Origin of the sequence: Pseudomonas sp. HMSC076A11, assembly GCF_001810205.1 — a bacterium.
GTDB lineage: Bacteria > Pseudomonadota > Gammaproteobacteria > Pseudomonadales > Pseudomonadaceae > Pseudomonas > Pseudomonas aeruginosa.
The window spans coordinates 103,473-118,224 of record NZ_KV800312.1; the positions used below are offsets into that span (position 1 = coordinate 103,473).

13 protein-coding genes are annotated in these 14,752 nt (G+C 68.8%); 7 read left to right on the forward strand and 6 right to left on the reverse strand.

The features are described from left to right. Positions 1-12: 12 nt before the first annotated feature. On the forward strand, positions 13-1,395 hold the full coding sequence (locus tag HMPREF2716_RS18245; protein WP_003122954.1) for an FAD-binding oxidoreductase: 1,383 nt from the start codon (positions 13-15) through the stop codon (positions 1,393-1,395). A 44-nt stretch (positions 1,396-1,439) separates the two neighbouring features. After that, positions 1,440-2,168 carry an MBL fold metallo-hydrolase gene (locus HMPREF2716_RS18250; RefSeq protein ID WP_003082954.1) on the forward strand — a complete coding sequence of 243 codons (729 nt, stop codon included), beginning with the start codon at positions 1,440-1,442 and terminating at the stop codon, positions 2,166-2,168. Between the two features lie 59 nt (positions 2,169-2,227). On the opposite strand, the gene HMPREF2716_RS29870 is transcribed toward HMPREF2716_RS18250, so the two are convergent. Further along, a complete protein-coding gene (locus HMPREF2716_RS29870; RefSeq protein WP_003087006.1) occupies positions 2,228-2,362 on the reverse strand; it encodes a PA1414 family protein in 135 nt (44 codons plus the stop codon). A gap of 154 nt (positions 2,363-2,516) precedes the next feature. Continuing rightward, on the reverse strand, positions 2,517-3,389 hold the full coding sequence (locus HMPREF2716_RS18255) for a putrescine utilization regulator PtrR (protein ID WP_003082949.1): 873 nt from the start codon (positions 3,387-3,389) through the stop codon (positions 2,517-2,519). Between the two features lie 104 nt (positions 3,390-3,493). On the opposite strand from HMPREF2716_RS18255, the gene HMPREF2716_RS18260 reads away from it, so the two are divergent. Next, entirely contained in the window at positions 3,494-4,687 is a 1,194-nt protein-coding gene (locus HMPREF2716_RS18260; RefSeq protein WP_003105421.1) for an MFS transporter, read from the forward strand. On the opposite strand, the gene HMPREF2716_RS18265 is transcribed toward HMPREF2716_RS18260, so the two are convergent. From HMPREF2716_RS18265 to aphA, 3 genes are all read right to left on the reverse strand, one after another. After that, positions 4,647-5,558: a DMT family transporter gene (locus HMPREF2716_RS18265; protein WP_023084456.1), complete on the reverse strand. Its 912-nt coding sequence runs from the start codon at positions 5,556-5,558 to the stop codon at positions 4,647-4,649. The two genes, HMPREF2716_RS18260 and HMPREF2716_RS18265, sit on opposite strands and share 41 nt — an antisense overlap. A 216-nt stretch (positions 5,559-5,774) precedes the next feature. Further along, a complete protein-coding gene (locus HMPREF2716_RS18270) occupies positions 5,775-6,866 on the reverse strand; it encodes an extracellular solute-binding protein (protein WP_003082943.1) in 1,092 nt (363 codons plus the stop codon). 10 nt (positions 6,867-6,876) lie between these two features. Next, positions 6,877-7,917, reverse strand: coding sequence for an acetylpolyamine amidohydrolase AphA (aphA, locus tag HMPREF2716_RS18275; protein WP_003105417.1), 1,041 nt, complete (start codon positions 7,915-7,917; stop codon positions 6,877-6,879). Between the two features lie 209 nt (positions 7,918-8,126). Here aphA and HMPREF2716_RS18280 point away from each other — a divergent pair, with 209 nt between their 5' ends. The 3 genes from HMPREF2716_RS18280 (at position 8,127) to HMPREF2716_RS18290 (ending at position 12,352) form a co-directional block, all read left to right on the forward strand. Continuing rightward, positions 8,127-10,550, forward strand: coding sequence for a DUF3772 domain-containing protein (locus HMPREF2716_RS18280; RefSeq protein WP_003105416.1), 2,424 nt, complete (start codon positions 8,127-8,129; stop codon positions 10,548-10,550). 66 nt (positions 10,551-10,616) lie between these two features. Further along, positions 10,617-11,558, forward strand: coding sequence for a class I SAM-dependent methyltransferase (locus tag HMPREF2716_RS18285; protein ID WP_023518521.1), 942 nt, complete (start codon positions 10,617-10,619; stop codon positions 11,556-11,558). Positions 11,559-11,593: 35 nt separating this feature from the next. Beyond that, positions 11,594-12,352 (forward strand): nucleotidyltransferase domain-containing protein, encoded by a 759-nt coding sequence (locus HMPREF2716_RS18290; RefSeq protein WP_019371969.1) that lies wholly within the window; start codon positions 11,594-11,596, stop codon positions 12,350-12,352. Between the two features lie 19 nt (positions 12,353-12,371). On the opposite strand, the gene HMPREF2716_RS18295 is transcribed toward HMPREF2716_RS18290, so the two are convergent. Beyond that, positions 12,372-14,327 carry a UvrD-helicase domain-containing protein gene (locus HMPREF2716_RS18295; RefSeq protein ID WP_023084457.1) on the reverse strand — a complete coding sequence of 652 codons (1,956 nt, stop codon included), beginning with the start codon at positions 14,325-14,327 and terminating at the stop codon, positions 12,372-12,374. A 170-nt stretch (positions 14,328-14,497) separates the two neighbouring features. On the opposite strand from HMPREF2716_RS18295, the gene HMPREF2716_RS18300 reads away from it, so the two are divergent. Beyond that, positions 14,498-14,725, forward strand: coding sequence for a hypothetical protein (locus HMPREF2716_RS18300; protein WP_003082927.1), 228 nt, complete (start codon positions 14,498-14,500; stop codon positions 14,723-14,725). Positions 14,726-14,752: the final 27 nt, after the last annotated feature.

Below are 14,752 nucleotides of genomic sequence, written 5' to 3' on the forward strand. Positions count from 1 at the left end.
CCGGAGCCCGCCATGGACGATTCCGAACTCTACCGCTCCCTCTGCGAGATCCTCGGCGCCCGTGGCGTGCGCGACAGTGCCGCGCTCGCCGGGCAGGACCCCGGCTACCATCCGCAGAACCTCGCCGGAAGCTTCCTGGTCCTGCCGGAAAGCACCGACCAGGTCGCCGCCGTGGTGCGTCTGTGCCGCCAGGCGGGACGCGCCCTGGTACCCCAGGGCGGACTCACCGGCCTGGTCGGCGGCGGCGCCGCACAAGCCGGCGACGTGCTGCTCTCGCTGCGCAGGCTGAACCGCATACATCGGCTGGATGCGGCCAGCCAGACCCTCGACCTCGACGCCGGCGTCACCCTCGAACAGGCCCAGGCGCTGGCCGCCGAGGCCGGACTCGACCCCGGCATCGATCTCGCCGCGCGCGGCAGCGCCAGCGTCGGCGGGCTGGTCGCGACCAACGCCGGCGGCATCCGCGCCTTCCGCTTCGGCACCATGCGCCAGCGCGTGCTCGGCCTGGAAGCGGTACTCGCCGACGGCAGCGTCTACAGCGACCTGCGCGGGCTGCTGAAGAACACCACCGGCTACGACCTCAAGCAGTTGTTCATCGGCGCCGAAGGCACCCTCGGCATCGTCACCCGTGCGGTACTGCGCCTGGAGCCGTTGCAGCGTCCCGGCGCCACCGCCCTGCTAGGCCTGCCCGACGTCGACGCGGCGATCACCATCGCCGCGCGCCTGCGCCGCGAGCACGCCGAACGCCTGTTCGCCTGCGAGATCCTCTGGCACGACTACCTGCAATGCACCGCCGCACCCATGGGCGACAGCGCGCCGAGCCTGGCGCCCTGCCCTCTCTACCTGCTGGTGGAACTGGCCGAGGACCGCCACCTGGATGCCGGCGAGGCGCTCACCGCCCTGCTGGAAGACTGCTTCGAGGACGGGCTGGTGGAAGACGCCCTGCTCGCCGCCAACGAAACCCAGCGCCTGGCCATCTGGCGCCTGCGCGAAGACTCCGACGCGGCCATCCACGCCGGCGTCGACAGCCTGTCCTTCGACGTATCGCTGCCGGTGCCGGCCCTGGCCGGCTACGTCGAGCGCATCCGGCGGCGCCTGGACGACCTGGTGAAGGGCATGCAGGTCTTCCTCTTCGGCCATTTCCTCGACGGCAACCTGCACGTCATGCTCGCCGCCGACGTCCCGCTGCTGCCGCTGCACCAGGCGGTGGAGGAAATCCTCTACGGCGAGTTGGGCGAATGCGCTGGCGTGATCTCCGCCGAGCACGGCATCGGCCTGGAGAAGAAGGAAGCCCTGGGACGCTACGCCGATCCGCTGAAGCTCGCGCTGATGGCGCAGATCAAGGAACTGCTCGACCCCAGCGGGCTGTTCAACCCGGGCAAGGTCATACCCTGAACGCCTATCCTTCTGGGATAGCCTTTCCACCGACAGAGACCGCGATGAGAATCGTCAGCCGCGACCGCTGGTTCGAAACCCGGCACTTCTACAACGGTATCAGCCTGATCCACGAGCCCTACGTGCGCCCCTTCTATCGCTGCAACATGTGGCATGTCCAGGGCCGCGAGCGCGACGTGCTGGTGGACAGCGGCTCCGGTCTGGTCAGCCTGCGCGAGCAACTGCCCTGGCTCACCGAACGACCGCTGCTGGCGGTGGCCAGCCACACCCACTTCGACCATATCGCCGGCCACCACGAATTCGCCGAGCGCCTGGCGCATCCGGCCGAGGCGGAGATCCTCGCCGCGCCGGACGGCGACAACACCCTGGCGCGCGCCTATGTCGGCGACGAGATGTTCGAGGCGCATCCGGAGTGCCCGCTGTGCTACGCCGAATACCGGGTGCGAGCAGCGCCGGCGACCCGACTGATCGACGAAGGCGACGTGCTCGATCTCGGCGACCGCGTGCTGCAAGTGCTGCACACGCCCGGGCACTCGCCGGGCGGCATCAGCCTGTGGGAAGCGGCAACACAGACGCTGTTTTCCGGCGACATCGTCTACGACGGTCCGCTGGTCGAGGACGCCTATCATTCCAACCTCGACGACTATGCCGCCAGCCTCGCGCGCCTGCGCGAGCTACCGGTGCGCACCGTGCATGGCGGGCATTTCGCGAGCTTTTCCGGGGAGCGTTTGAGGGAAATGATCGTCGCCTGGTTCAGGAACCACGATCGATAGACCAAAACCGGGACTCTGGCCAGCGCCGCAGGCGGAGGCCAGAGCGTCGGGGAACCGGCTCAGCGACGTTGCCGCGCGGCGAGGCGCCGGCGTTGCTCGTCGTTTTCCACCGGGATGGGTTGCATGCGCGGGGGCTCGATCAGGCCAAGGGCGACACCGAGTTGCCACGCCAGGTTTTGCAGCCAGAGTTTCATGACAGGCCCCTTGTCCAAGGGAAGAAGAATCGGGCGACCTGACAAGTCAGGTCGCCCTAGGAAAGAGTAGACCGGCGTCCCACTCTCCGCACGTTCCACTCCGTCCTTGGAAACAACTTTACTGCGGGAAACCGGCCCCGGACCCTGACCTGAATCAAGCCAACGCCGATTCCCGCCCTTGCAGGAGACCGATCCAGGCCTTCAGGTTGGCGCCGACCATGCCCTTGCGCCAGACCAGCCAGGTATTCGCCCGGGCGAACGGTTCGGCCAGCGCATGCACCGCCACCGACTCCCGCCCCGGCAGGCTTTGCAGCATCGACACCGGCATCAGCGCCACCCCGCCGCCGGCCACCACGCAGGCCAGCATGCTGTGGTAGGACTCGATCTCCATCACCCGGCCCATGCTCACCCGCGCGCTGGCGAACCAGGACTCCAGCAGCAGGCGATAGGAGCAGCGCGGGCGGAAGGCGATCACCGCGCTGCCGGCCACGTCCTCGGGACCGCGCACCGGCGGGTGGCCATTCTCGGTGACCAGCACCATGCGCTCCTCGAACATCGGCAGGCCCTCCAGACCGTCGAAGTCCAGCGGGCCGTCCACCAGCACGGCATCCAGGCGCCCGCCCAGCAGCGACTCGACCAGCTCGCCGCTGGGCGCGGTCTGCAATTGCAGGTTCACCGCCGGATAGCGCCGGTGGTATTCCGCCAGGCGCGGCGGCAGGTGGATCGCCGCGGTGCTGTACATCGAGCCGAGGGCGAAGTCGCCCACCGGTTCGCCCCCCTGCACCGCCGCGCGCGCCTCCTCTTGCAGGGCGAACAGCCGCGCGGCGTAGTCCAGCAGGACCTTGCCGGCCGGCGACAGTTGCAGGCGCTGGCGTTCGCGGAGGAACAGGTCGACGCCAAGCTGTTCCTCCAGTTGCCGCAGGCGCGTCGACAGGTTCGACGGCACCCGGTGCAGGCGCTCGGCGGCGCGGGCGATGGAGCCTTCCTCGGCGACCGCCTGGAAGATCCTCAACTGGCCGAACTCCACGGTTAATTCTCCAAAACAGAACAAGTAATTCACGATTATTCATTTTTACAGAATTGCCGCAAGACCTAACCTGCCGCCATTCATCCCCCGGCAGGAATCCGCACATGTCCCGTGATTTTCTTCGTTCGCCGCTGGTCGGCCTGCTCGCCTGCCTGCTGGCGCTGGTGGTCGCCATGGGGGTCGGACGCTTCTCCCTGACCCCGCAACTGCCGCACCTGATCCGCGAAGGCCAGCTCGACCTGACCGGCGCCGGCCTGCTGGCCGCCGCCAACTACCTCGGCTACCTGGTCGGCGCGCTGGACGCGCTGTTCGCCCGCGAAGCGCGGCAGGCGCGCTTACGCCTGCTGGTCGGGCTATGGGCCTGCTTCGGCCTGACCCTGGCCTCGGTCTGGGCCGAGGGCTTCTGGCCGCACGCGCTGCTGCGCTTCGGTCTTGGCGTGGCCAGCGCCTGGGTACTGATCATGGTCACCGCCCTCAGCCAGCGCCTCGCCGCGGAAAGCGGTCGGGCCCGGCTGGGCGCGCTGGTGTTCGCCGGCCCCGGCATCGGGGTGATGGTCACCGGCCTGCTGGCGGCATTGGGCAACGCCCTGGGCCAGGACTCGGTGTTCATCTGGAAGCTCTTCGCCGACCTCGCGCTGGTCCTGATCCTCATGCTCCTGCCGCTGCTGCCGCGCCCGGCCGCACGCAGCGCCGGCCACGACGCGCCTGCCACGGCAAGCGAGAACGCCGGCCTCGGCCGCCTGACCTGGGCCTACGGACTGGTCGGCCTCGGCTACATCATCCCGGCCACCTTTCTCTCGCAGATGGCCGCGGCGCGTTTCCACGGGCAATGGCAGGCCGACCTGTTCTGGCCCTGCTTCGGCCTGGCCTCGGCCACCGGGGTAGTGCTGATCAGCCTGCGCCGGCAGCGCCCGGACGGCACCCGCCGCTGGCTGGTCGGCGCGCTCTGGCTACAGGCCCTCGGCGTGCTCGCCTGCCTGCTGCCGGGGATCGGCGGACTGGCCCTGGGGGTAGTGCTGACCGGCCTGCCGTTCCTCGCCGGCATGCAACTGGTGATGCAATACGCCCGCGAACTGGCGCCGCATACGCCGCAGCGCAACGCCGGCCAACTGACCACCGGTTTCGCCCTCGGCCAGTTGCTCGGCCCGCTGCTGGCGGCGCTCAGCACGCATTTCGCCGGCGGCCTGCAACCGGCGCTGGCGCTCGCCGGGCTCGGCCTGGTCTTCGCCGGCCTGCTGTTGCGCCGGCCGCACTCGCTCAGCGTCGCAGCAGGCGTCGCAGCCACTGCTCGCCGCTGACCAGGGTGATGCCGGCGAGGACCAGCGCCGCGCCGGCGACGAAGTTCAGGCTGAGCGGCTCGCCCAGCAGCAATACACCGAAGGTGACGCCGAACAGGGGGGTCATGAAGGAGAAGATCGCCAGGTTGTTCGCCAGGTAGCGACGCAGTAGCCAGAACCAGCAGAAGTAGCTGGCGAACGACACCACCACGCCCTGGAACAGCACGCTGGCGGTGCTCACCGGGGTCCAGCGGACCTCGCCGAACTGGCCGCTGAAAAGAGCGATCAGCAATAACCCGGCGCATGCCACGAACAATTGGTAGAACAGCGTCAGGCTTGGCGGTGCCTCGGACAGCCGGGTGCCGCGCACTGCCACCGTGGTCGCGCCCCAGGACATCCCGGCGAGCAGGCCGAAGGCGTCACCGAGCAGCATCCGCCCATCCATTTCCGCCCACGACAGGCCTCCGCCGAAGGCCACCGCGATGCCGCTGAAGCACACCGCCACGCCCAGCCACTGCAAGGGCCGCAGGCGTTCGCTGGGAAGCAGGAAGTGCAGCCCGAGGGCAGAGAAGATCGGCGCGGTATAGAGGAACACCGACATGTGCGAAGCCGTGGTGTATTGCAGGCCGAGGGCGATGAACAGGAACTCCAGGGCGAACAGCGTGCCGGTCAGCAGGCCGGCGCCCAGGGTGCCCTGGCGCAAGCCCTCCCAGCCGCCGCGCCAGCACATCAGCAGGCCGACCAGGGCGGCGGCGATGCCGGAACGGATGGCCGCCTGCATCACCGGCGCGATGTCCGTCGCCGCCCACTTGATGGTCACCTGCTGGATGCCCCAGATCACGCAGAGCAACAGCATGGTCTGGAAGGCGAAGGCATCGGCGGACTTACGCATGGCGGACTCACAGGCAGGCATGGAAGGAAGCGGCCGCCAGCGGCGACCGTCGGGCAGCGCCATTATGGACAAGCCGGCGCGCCCGGTCGAAGCCTGGAAGCGACCTCCAGCGGGCCGTGGGCGGCGGTTCCGGCCCGCTCGCCTGGCCTGCGGGGCGTGACGCATAGCGCCTGTGGCGCTATGCGTCCTGCGAACCCGCCATCTGGCCGCGGCCGCTCATTTGCCGGTCTTGATCTTGCTCCAGGTCCGCGTGCGCAGTCGCTCCAGCTTCGGCGGCAGCATCTCCACCGAATACAGCCTGGCCTGCACTTCTTCCGGCGGGTAGACGTTCGGGTTGTCGCGCAACTCCGCCGAGATCAAGCCGTCCGCCGCCTTGTTCGGGTTGGCGTAGGCCACGTAGTCGGAGATCGGCGCCACCACCTCCGGGCGCAGCAGATAGTCGAGGAAGGCGTGCGCCTGCTCGACGTTCTTCGCGTCGCGCGGGATCGCCAGCACGTCGAACCAGGCCGCGGCGCCCTCCTTCGGGATGCGGTACTCGATGCGTATGCCGTTCTTCGCTTCCCTGGCCCGGTTGGCCGCCTGCATCGCTCCGCCGGACCAGGCGATGGCCACGCAGACGTTGCCGTTGGCCAGGTCGCTGACGAACTTCGAGGAACTGAAGTAGGTGATGTACGGGCGCAGCTTCGCCAGGTGCTCCTCGGCTCGGCGGTAGTCTTCCGGTTGGTGGCTGTTGGGCGACAGGCCGAGATAGTGCAGCACCTCGGGGATCACCTCGGTGGGCGAGTCGAGGAAGGCCACGCCGCACTGTTGCAGCTTCGCCAGGTTCTCCGGCTTGAACACCAGGTCCCAGGAGTCCAGCGGCGCATCGTCGCCGAGCACCGCGCGGACCTTGTCGAGGTTGTAGGCGATGCCGTTGGTGCCCCACATGTAGGGCATCACGTAGCGGTTGCCGGGGTCCTTGCCGGCGAGCACCTTGAGCAGGGCCGGGTTGAGGTTCTTCCAGTTCGGCAGCTTGCTCTTGTCCAGCGGCTGGAACACCTCGGCCTTCAGGTAGTTAGGCAGGAAGCTGTCGCTGGGCACCACCAGGTCGTAGCCGGAATGCCCGGACAGCAGCTTGGCCTCCAGCACCTCGTTGCTGTCGTAGACGTCGTACTTCGGCGCGATGCCGGTCTGCGCCTGGAAGTTCTTCAGGGTGTCCGGGGCGATGTAGTCGAACCAGTTGTAGATCCGTACTTCCGGCGCGGCCTGGACCAGCCCGGCGGAAACGGCCAGCGCGAGGCCGGCCAGCAGCTTGCGAGTCGATTGCATGCTTCGCTCCTCAGCGGGCCGCGCCTTCGTAGCCCTGCAGCACGTTGACCGCGTTGATGCCGATGGCTTCCACCGCATAGCCGCCTTCCATGATGAACAGGGTCGGCAGGCCCAGCCGGGCGATGCGCTCGCCCATCCGCAGGTAGTCCGGCGAATCCAGCCTGAACTGGGAGATCGGGTCTTCCTTGTAGGTGTCCACGCCAAGGGAAATCACCAGGGCATCCGGGGCGTAGCCGGCGATCCGCACGCAGGCGTCGTCGAGCGCCGCCGACCAGAGGTCCCAGCCGCTGCCATGGGCCAGCGGATAGTTGTGGTTGCAGCCCTCGCCGGCGCCTTCGCCGCGCTCGTCTGCGTAGCCGAGGAAGTACGGGTATTCGACCCGCGGATCGCCATGGATCGAGGCGAACAGAACATCGTCGCGGCGGTAGAAAATGTCCTGGGTGCCGTTGCCATGGTGATAGTCGACATCAAGGATCGCCACGCGCCGGGCACCCTGGTCGAGGAACGCCTGGGTGGCGATGGCGGCATTGTTGAGGAAGCAGTAGCCGCCCATGAAGTCGCCACCGGCGTGATGGCCCGGCGGACGGCAGAGGGCGAAGGCGCTGCGGGCGCCCTGGCGCATATGCTCCTGGGCGGTCAGCGCGACCTGGGCGGAGCTGTAGATGGCCTGCCAGGTGCCGGCGGTGATCGGCGCCTCGGTGTCGAAGCTGTAGTAGCCCAGCTCGCCCATCAGCGCCGTGGGGATCGGCCCGTCGCGGCGCAGGCGGCGGCCGGGGAAGGTGGTGGACACCAGGTCGCCGCTGTGGCCTTCGGCGGTCCAGCGGGCCCAGGCGCCCTGGAGGAAGTCCAGGTAGGCGGCGTCGTGGATGCGCAGCAGCGGCTCGCGGCCGAAATCCTTCGGCGCGATCACCTCGCCAAGGTTCTGCGACTTCACCCGGGCCAGCACGGTGTCGGCCCGGCTGGGCATTTCGAAACAGGGTTGCAGCTTGCCGTCGACCAGTTCCGACTGGCCGAAGTGCAGACGATGATCGTCGCTGTAGACGCTCAGCATGGAGAGACCTCGCAGGTTTCTTGTTCTTGGTGGAGGGATTCTGCCCAGCGCGCGGTCGCGGCAAAACGGCGGCGGCGGCCAAAAAGGGATCGATATGGCCAGAATCCATGTCCCTTTAGCGCCGCATGGCGATTATCGACTCGGGGAATTACTCGGCGCCCGCGCCGGTCCATACTGCTTGAGCCAGTCAGGATCGAAAGGGGGATTCGATGAGGCGCGCCAGCCTGCATATGTTGCTCTGCCAGTTCGCCATGGCCCTGGGCCTGCTCCTGAGCCTGGGCAGCGAGGCCTGGGCCGCCAGGCCGGCTCCGCAGGCGGCCGTCGACCTGGAAGCGCCGCCCGCCCTGGCCGAGGACGCCAGCCTCGACCAGCTCAACGCGCAACTCGACCTGATCCGCCAGCGCGTCACCGCCGACGCCAGCGACGACCTCCTCGCCGAGTTGCGCCAGAGCGCGCTGCAAGTCCAGCGCCAGGCCGACGCCCTGCTCGCGCTGCGGGTGGCCGACATCGAGCGGCTCGACGATCAGTTGAAAGTGATCGGCCCGCCGCAGCCCGACGAGGCGGAAAGCCTCGCCGCCCAGCGCCAGGCCCTGACCCGGCAGAAGAACGCCCTGCTCGATGACGAACGCCAGGCCACCCAGCTCGGCCAGTCGTCCCGCGACCTGGCGGCACAGATCGTCAACCTGCGCCGCAGCCTGTTCAACTCGCAGATCAGCAGCCGCGCGGCGACACCGTTCAGCCCGAGCTTCTGGTCGACCCTGATCCGTCCCACCGACGACGACCTGCGCCGGCTGGACAAGCTGAAGGCGGAGGCCCTGGTCGCCTTCGACAGCGCCATCGCGCCCGGACACCGCTGGGCCTTCGCCGGAACCCTGCTGGCCACCGTGCTGGTCTGGAGCTTCGGCCGCCGCCTGCTGGAGCGCATGCTTACCTGGGCGATGATCCGCTGGCTGCCGGAAGGCCGCCTGCGGCGCAGCGCCCTGGCCCTGGCGGTCGGGCTGGCGACCATCCTGACCATCGTCGGCGCGGTGTCGCTGATGCGCTGGGGCCTGGAAAGCAACGCCAGCCTGAGCCCCGACATGGCCAGCCTGACCGATCAACTGGTGAGCCTGGCGACCTTCTGCGCCTTCATCGCCGGCCTCGGCCGCGCCCTGCTGATGCTGCCGCGACCATCCTGGCGGCTGCCGGCGATCCCGGACAGGATCGCCAGCGCCCTCGGCCCGTTCCCGGCGATCCTCGCGGTGGCGCTGATGCTGGTGGCCACCGAGGAACGGATCAACAGCGTCACCGGCACCAGCCTGGCCCTGACCGTCGCCCTCAACGGCCTGACCGCGCTGGTCACCGCGCTGATCTTCGCCGCCGCCCTGCTGCGCTACCACCATGTGCGGCGCAAGCACGACCTGGAGCGGCCAGGCGGGATCGCCGGGCTGATCCCCTTCGTCGCCTCGGTATGGATCGCGGCGATCCTCCTCGCCCTGTTCACCGGCTACCTGTCGCTGGCCTACTTCCTCACCGGCAAGCTGCTGTGGATCAGCGTGATCGCGGCCACCACCTACCTGCTGATCGCTTTCTTCGGCGACATCTGCGAAACCCTGCTCTCGCCCAAGCATCCCAGCGGCCTGGCGCTGGCCAATGCGCTCGGCCTGTCGCCGCGCCACCAGGCCCAGGCCAGCACGGTGCTGGCCGGGGTCGGCCGCACCCTGCTGCTGCTCACCGCGCTGCTGCTGGCCTTCCTTCCGGTCGGCTCGAGCCCCAGCGAACTGCTGCAGGGCTTCGCCCAACTGGGCGAAAGCAGCAAGACCCTGGGCAACCTGAACATCGTCCCGCAGGACATCCTGGTCGCCCTGCTGCTGTTCGTCGGCGGCCTGTTCGCCCTGCGCATCGTCAAGCGCTGGCTGAGCGAGCGGTTGCTGCCGGAAACCAACATGGACGCCGGCATGCGCGCCTCGCTGGTGACCCTGGTCGGCTACCTCGGCTTCGTGCTCCTGGCGATGCTGGTGATGTCCACCCTGCGCATCAACCTGACCAGCCTGACCTGGGTGGTCAGCGCCCTCTCGGTAGGCATCGGCTTCGGCCTGCAGGCCATCGTGCAGAACTTCATTTCCGGCCTGATCCTGCTGACCGAGCGGCCGGTGAAGGTCGGCGACTGGGTCAGCCTGGGCGGGGTGGAGGGCGATATCCGGCGGATCAACGTGCGCGCCACCGAGATCCAGATGGGCGACCGCTCCACGGTGATCGTGCCGAACTCGCAGTTCATCTCCCAGACCGTGCGCAACGTGACCATGGGCAATGCCCTCGGGGTGGTCGGGGTGAACCTGACCCTGCCGCTGGACACCGACGCGATGAAGGTCCGCGAACTGCTCCTGCAGGCCTTCGCCGAACACCCGGCGATCCTCGACGCACCGGCGCCCTCGGTGACGTTCAAGGATCTCGCCAGCAACGGCCTGGTGCTCAACGCCAGCGGCTTCGTCAACAGCCCGCGTTCGGTGGCCGGCGCGCGCAGCGACCTGCTCTTCACCATCCTCGACCGCTTGCGCAGCGAAGGCATCGCGCTGTCCTCGCCGCAGAGCCTGCTGATGATCCAGGATGGCGGCCCGGCCAGCGCCGCGCCTGCGCCCGCGACGCCCGATTGAAGCGAAGGGGCGGACTGGCCGTCACGCAACGGGTAGAATCCGCCCCTTTTTCAACGCCGAACCGCCATGAATCGCGAAGCCCTCGATACCCTCCTCCAGCACCTGCTCGCCGCGCTGTCCCCGGCGCCGGCGGAGACCCGCCGTCTGTTCCATGGTCGCGGCCGCTGCTGGCCGGGCCTGGAACAATTGACCGCGGACTGGCTGCAGGGCGTCCTGCTGGTGACTCTGTTCAAGGAGCCGCAGCCGGAGGAACTGCAGGCCTTGCGCCGGACCCTGGGGCAACTGACCACGGCGCCGGCCTGGGCTGCGAGCCAGGGCCGGCACCTGGTCCTGCAGCACCGCTACCGCCCAGACAGCGCCTGCGAATGGCTTTCGGGCGAGCCGCTGGAAACCTGGGACATCGTGGAAAACGGACTGCGCTTCCGCCTCGACCTGGGGCGCAACCAGAACACCGGGCTGTTCCTCGACATGCGCCTGGGCCGCCGCTGGGTGCAGGAGCAGGCCGCCGGCCGCCGCGTGCTCAACCTGTTCGCCTACACCTGCGGCTTCTCGGTGGCGGCCATTGCCGGCGGCGCCAGCCAGGTGGTCAACCTGGACATGGCCCGCGGCCCGCTCAACCGCGGCCGCGACAATCACCGCCTGAACGGCCACGACCTCGGCCGGGTGAGCTTCCTCGGCCACGAACTGTTCAAGTCCTGGGGCAAGCTGCGCAAGCTCGGCCCGTACGACCTGGTGATCGTCGATCCGCCGAGCTTCCAGAAAGGCAGCTTCGTCCTGACCCAGGACTACCGCAGGATTCTCCGCCGCCTGCCGGAACTGCTGGTGCCCGGCGGCACCCTGCTGGCCTGTATCAACGACCCGGCCATCGGCCCCGACTTCCTCCTCGAGGAAACCGTCCGCGAGGCGCCGTCGCTGCACTTCGTCGAACGCCTGGAGAATCCGCCGGAGTTCCCCGATGTCGACCCCGCGGCGGGCCTCAAGGCGCTGCTGTTCCGCAACGCAGGCTGATCGACGCGCGGGCGGCGTGTCGCTAGGCTGTCGGCATGGACATGCCCGATGGCTTCATCCCCTTGCCGCCACGCGTCGAACCGCAGGCGGCCTTTCGCCCCCTGCTCGACGACCTGCGCCGAACCCTGGCCCGGCCTCCGTTCGAGCGGGCCGTGCACAGCATCTACCTGTACGGCAGCGTCGCCCGCGGCGAGGCCATCACGGGGCGCTCCGACCTCGACCTGACCCTGGTCCTGCGCGACCCGCCCAGCCCCGAACTGACCGCGCAACTGGAAACCGCGCGCCTGGCATTGCAGGCGCGCCACCCGGAAGTCAGCAAGATCGATTTCGATATCGGCCACCTGGACCAGGCCCGCGATCCGGCCAACCGCGATAGCTGGGGCTATTGGCTCAAGCACCGCTGCCGCTGCCTGTGGGGCGAAGACCTGGCCAGCGACCTGCCGCCCTTGCGTCCGGCGAAAGCCATCGCCCTGGCCCTCAACGGCGACTATGCGCAGGTGCTGGAAGACTATGCGCGACGCCTGGAAAGCGCGTCCTCGGAGGAGGAGCGCCGCCGCCTGCAACGAGAAGCGGCGAAGAAGCTGATCCGCTCCAGCGACATCCTTCGCGGGGAGACGGAGAGCGTCTGGCCGGAGACCCTGGAGCATTACCTGGCGCTGTTTCGCGCGCGGCACCCCGGACAGGCGCCGGCCCTGGAATATTTCAAGGCCGTGCTGGACGACCAGGTCACCGACCCGGCGGTGTTCATCGAGCGCCTGCGCGCATTCAGCGCCTGGATGCAGCGCCAGGCGTAGCCCGCCGAGACGGTCGTCCTCAGCGTCGGGCCAACAGGGCCGTGGCGCCCTGGGCCTTGCGCGTGTACCAGAGCACCCGGCTGACGCCACGGGTGATCGCCACGTAGGCCAGGCGCAGGCTTTCGTCCTCCATGGCCTGGTCGTAGCTGTTGCGGAAGAAACCCGAAGCCGCGTACAGCGCGTTGCGCAACGGATGCTTCTCGCCCGGCAGGCAGTCGTCGACGACGATCGCCACTTCGGCCTGGAGGCCCTTGGCGCGATGGATGGTCATGCCCTTCACCGGCAGCGCGCGATCCAACTCCGCCTGGATCGCCTGCAACGGCTCGTTGCGCCGGCTCAGCAACAGCACCGCGGTGCGCTCGCTGCTCTCGCGAGCGGCGGCGTGCTCGCACTGGGCGCGGATTTCCGCCAGTAGCTTCGGCAGTTGCGCACGCAGGTCGAAACGCTGCACCAGCTTCACGCCATGGTCGCCCGGCTGGATCGGGCGGAACGCGCGGCAGGTCTTGTCCTGCTTGAAACGCACCCCGGCCAGCACCTTCTCGCCGTCGCGAATGATCGGTTCGACGGAGCGGTAGTTGGTTTCCAGCACCAGCAGCGCGCTCTTGCGTCCCCGCCCACGCGAGGGGAAGTGCCGGTCGAAGTCGATGAACAGCTCCGGCGAACTGCCGCGCCAGCCGTAGATCGACTGCCAGTCGTCGCCGATGGCCATCAGGCTCGGCGCGGTGCCCTGGGTCGCCAGGCGACGGTGCAACGCCTGTAGCCAGAGGACGATCTGCGGCGAGACATCCTGGAACTCGTCGATCAGCAGATGGGTGAACGGCGCCAGCGCCGTTTCCGCCAGGGCCCCGCCGGCCATCCGCTCGCCGAGCTGCTGGAACGCGGCGTCGAAGGTCATCAGGCCCTCCTCGCGCAACAGCGCCTGGAACCTCGCCCAGAACAGTGCCATGGCTTCGACGAAGATCTTCTCGCGCAACCCGCATTCCAGCTTGCCGCTGTCCAGGCGTTCGACGCGCAGGCCCAGGCTCTCGGCGAACCCGGCCTGGGCATGGAAGGCTTCGTACAGCGGCAGCGCCTGGAACTCGCCGGCCAGCTTGAACGGCTCCAGCGGCGCCTTCGGCTGCCGCCGCGCGCCCTCTTCCGGCTCCGCCGGCGGCGGCAGTTCCAGCAGCTTGTGGATCTTGGCGCGGAACGCCGGGCTTTCCGCGTAGCACTGCTGGTAGGCCTGCTTCAGCAGGCGCTGCTGGGCCGGACGCAGGCGTCCGGCGGCAAGGGGGTTGTCCGGCTCGGCGGCGGGGTCGCGGTCGTCCAGTTGTTCGAACCAGCGCGGATTGCCGAGCACCTCGCGGGCCAGGCTGCCGAGCGCCGAATGGAAAGTGCGCACGCACTGCCGCGCCTGGGCCGCGTCGAACGGGTACTGCCAGTGCGCGAGCAGCCGCAGCAATTGTTCGCGCAACTGCGCACAGGAGGCGTTGGTGAAGGAAATCACTGTCAGCCGCTGCGGCTGGACGCCCAGGTGGCAGAGCATGAACACCACCCGCAGGACCAGGGTGGTCGACTTGCCCGAGCCGGCACCGGCGAAGATCCGCGCCAGCGGCTGGCGGCAGAGGATCATCGCCCACTGTTCCTCGGACGGCGGGCTGACCACACCGAGCGTCACGGCCTGCGCCACCTGCTCGCGCATGGCGCGCTCCTGGGATTCGTCGACCTTCAGTGCGGCAGCCGGATAGATTCCCTGCGGCGCGCGCCGCGAGGCGGCAGCGGGCTTGCGTGGGCCCCCCCGAACGGCGCCCTTCGCAGGCTTGCCGGCGGCCTTGGCCGGAGCCTTCGCGGCGTTCTTCCTGGAGCGGGCCTTGGCCGGCTGCAACAAGGCTTCGCGAGCCTCGCGCTCGGCCTGCAGGTAGGCGGTGGTACGCGGGAAACAACGCGCCAGGGCGCTGGAGAGCATCGACTTGTAGCGCCGTACGGCAGACAGCATCGGGGACCGGTCCAGACAAAGCATGTGGCTGAATCATAAGTGTTTTCCGCCCTCGGCCGACAGTCGGACGCGGACCGCCCATCGCGCCAGGGCAACCCTTGCGCGACCGCGCCGGTCTACCCTTCGGGCCCTGCCGGCCTGCCAACTCAGCGAAAACAAGGAGCCTACCCATGAGCGATTGGGCAATCACCTACAGCAAGGACGAAGCCACCGAGCGCCAAGTCCTGCCGTTCCCCCACAAGCCGAGCCCCGAAGAGGTCGCCGAGCACCTGCTGGAATGGGCCGAGGCCAACCTCAAGCCGGGCCACTACAGCACCGGCAAGCTGGAAAGCGACGAGCCGGCGGAACTGCTGCTGCGCCGCTTCGGCATCGTCGTCACCGGCATCGCCGAAGCCTGATCCCTCCCGCGACCGGCAGACGCCGGT

Excerpts from the sequence above, each read along its gene's own strand:
- HMPREF2716_RS18245 (WP_003122954.1), top strand. The coding sequence starts at position 13 with ATGGACGATTCCGAACTCTACCGCTCCCTCTGCGAGATCCTCGGCGCC.
- HMPREF2716_RS18250 (WP_003082954.1), top strand. The coding sequence starts at position 1,440 with ATGAGAATCGTCAGCCGCGACCGCTGGTTCGAAACCCGGCACTTCTAC.
- HMPREF2716_RS29870 (WP_003087006.1), bottom strand. The coding sequence starts at position 2,362 with ATGAAACTCTGGCTGCAAAACCTGGCGTGGCAACTCGGTGTCGCCCTT.
- HMPREF2716_RS18260 (WP_003105421.1), top strand. The coding sequence starts at position 3,494 with ATGTCCCGTGATTTTCTTCGTTCGCCGCTGGTCGGCCTGCTCGCCTGC.
- HMPREF2716_RS18265 (WP_023084456.1), bottom strand. The coding sequence starts at position 5,558 with ATGCGTAAGTCCGCCGATGCCTTCGCCTTCCAGACCATGCTGTTGCTC.
- HMPREF2716_RS18270 (WP_003082943.1), bottom strand. The coding sequence starts at position 6,866 with ATGCAATCGACTCGCAAGCTGCTGGCCGGCCTCGCGCTGGCCGTTTCC.
- aphA (WP_003105417.1), bottom strand. The coding sequence starts at position 7,917 with ATGCTGAGCGTCTACAGCGACGATCATCGTCTGCACTTCGGCCAGTCG.
- HMPREF2716_RS18280 (WP_003105416.1), top strand. The coding sequence starts at position 8,127 with ATGAGGCGCGCCAGCCTGCATATGTTGCTCTGCCAGTTCGCCATGGCC.
- HMPREF2716_RS18285 (WP_023518521.1), top strand. The coding sequence starts at position 10,617 with ATGAATCGCGAAGCCCTCGATACCCTCCTCCAGCACCTGCTCGCCGCG.
- HMPREF2716_RS18290 (WP_019371969.1), top strand. The coding sequence starts at position 11,594 with ATGGACATGCCCGATGGCTTCATCCCCTTGCCGCCACGCGTCGAACCG.
- HMPREF2716_RS18295 (WP_023084457.1), bottom strand. The coding sequence starts at position 14,327 with ATGCTGTCTGCCGTACGGCGCTACAAGTCGATGCTCTCCAGCGCCCTG.
- HMPREF2716_RS18300 (WP_003082927.1), top strand. The coding sequence starts at position 14,498 with ATGAGCGATTGGGCAATCACCTACAGCAAGGACGAAGCCACCGAGCGC.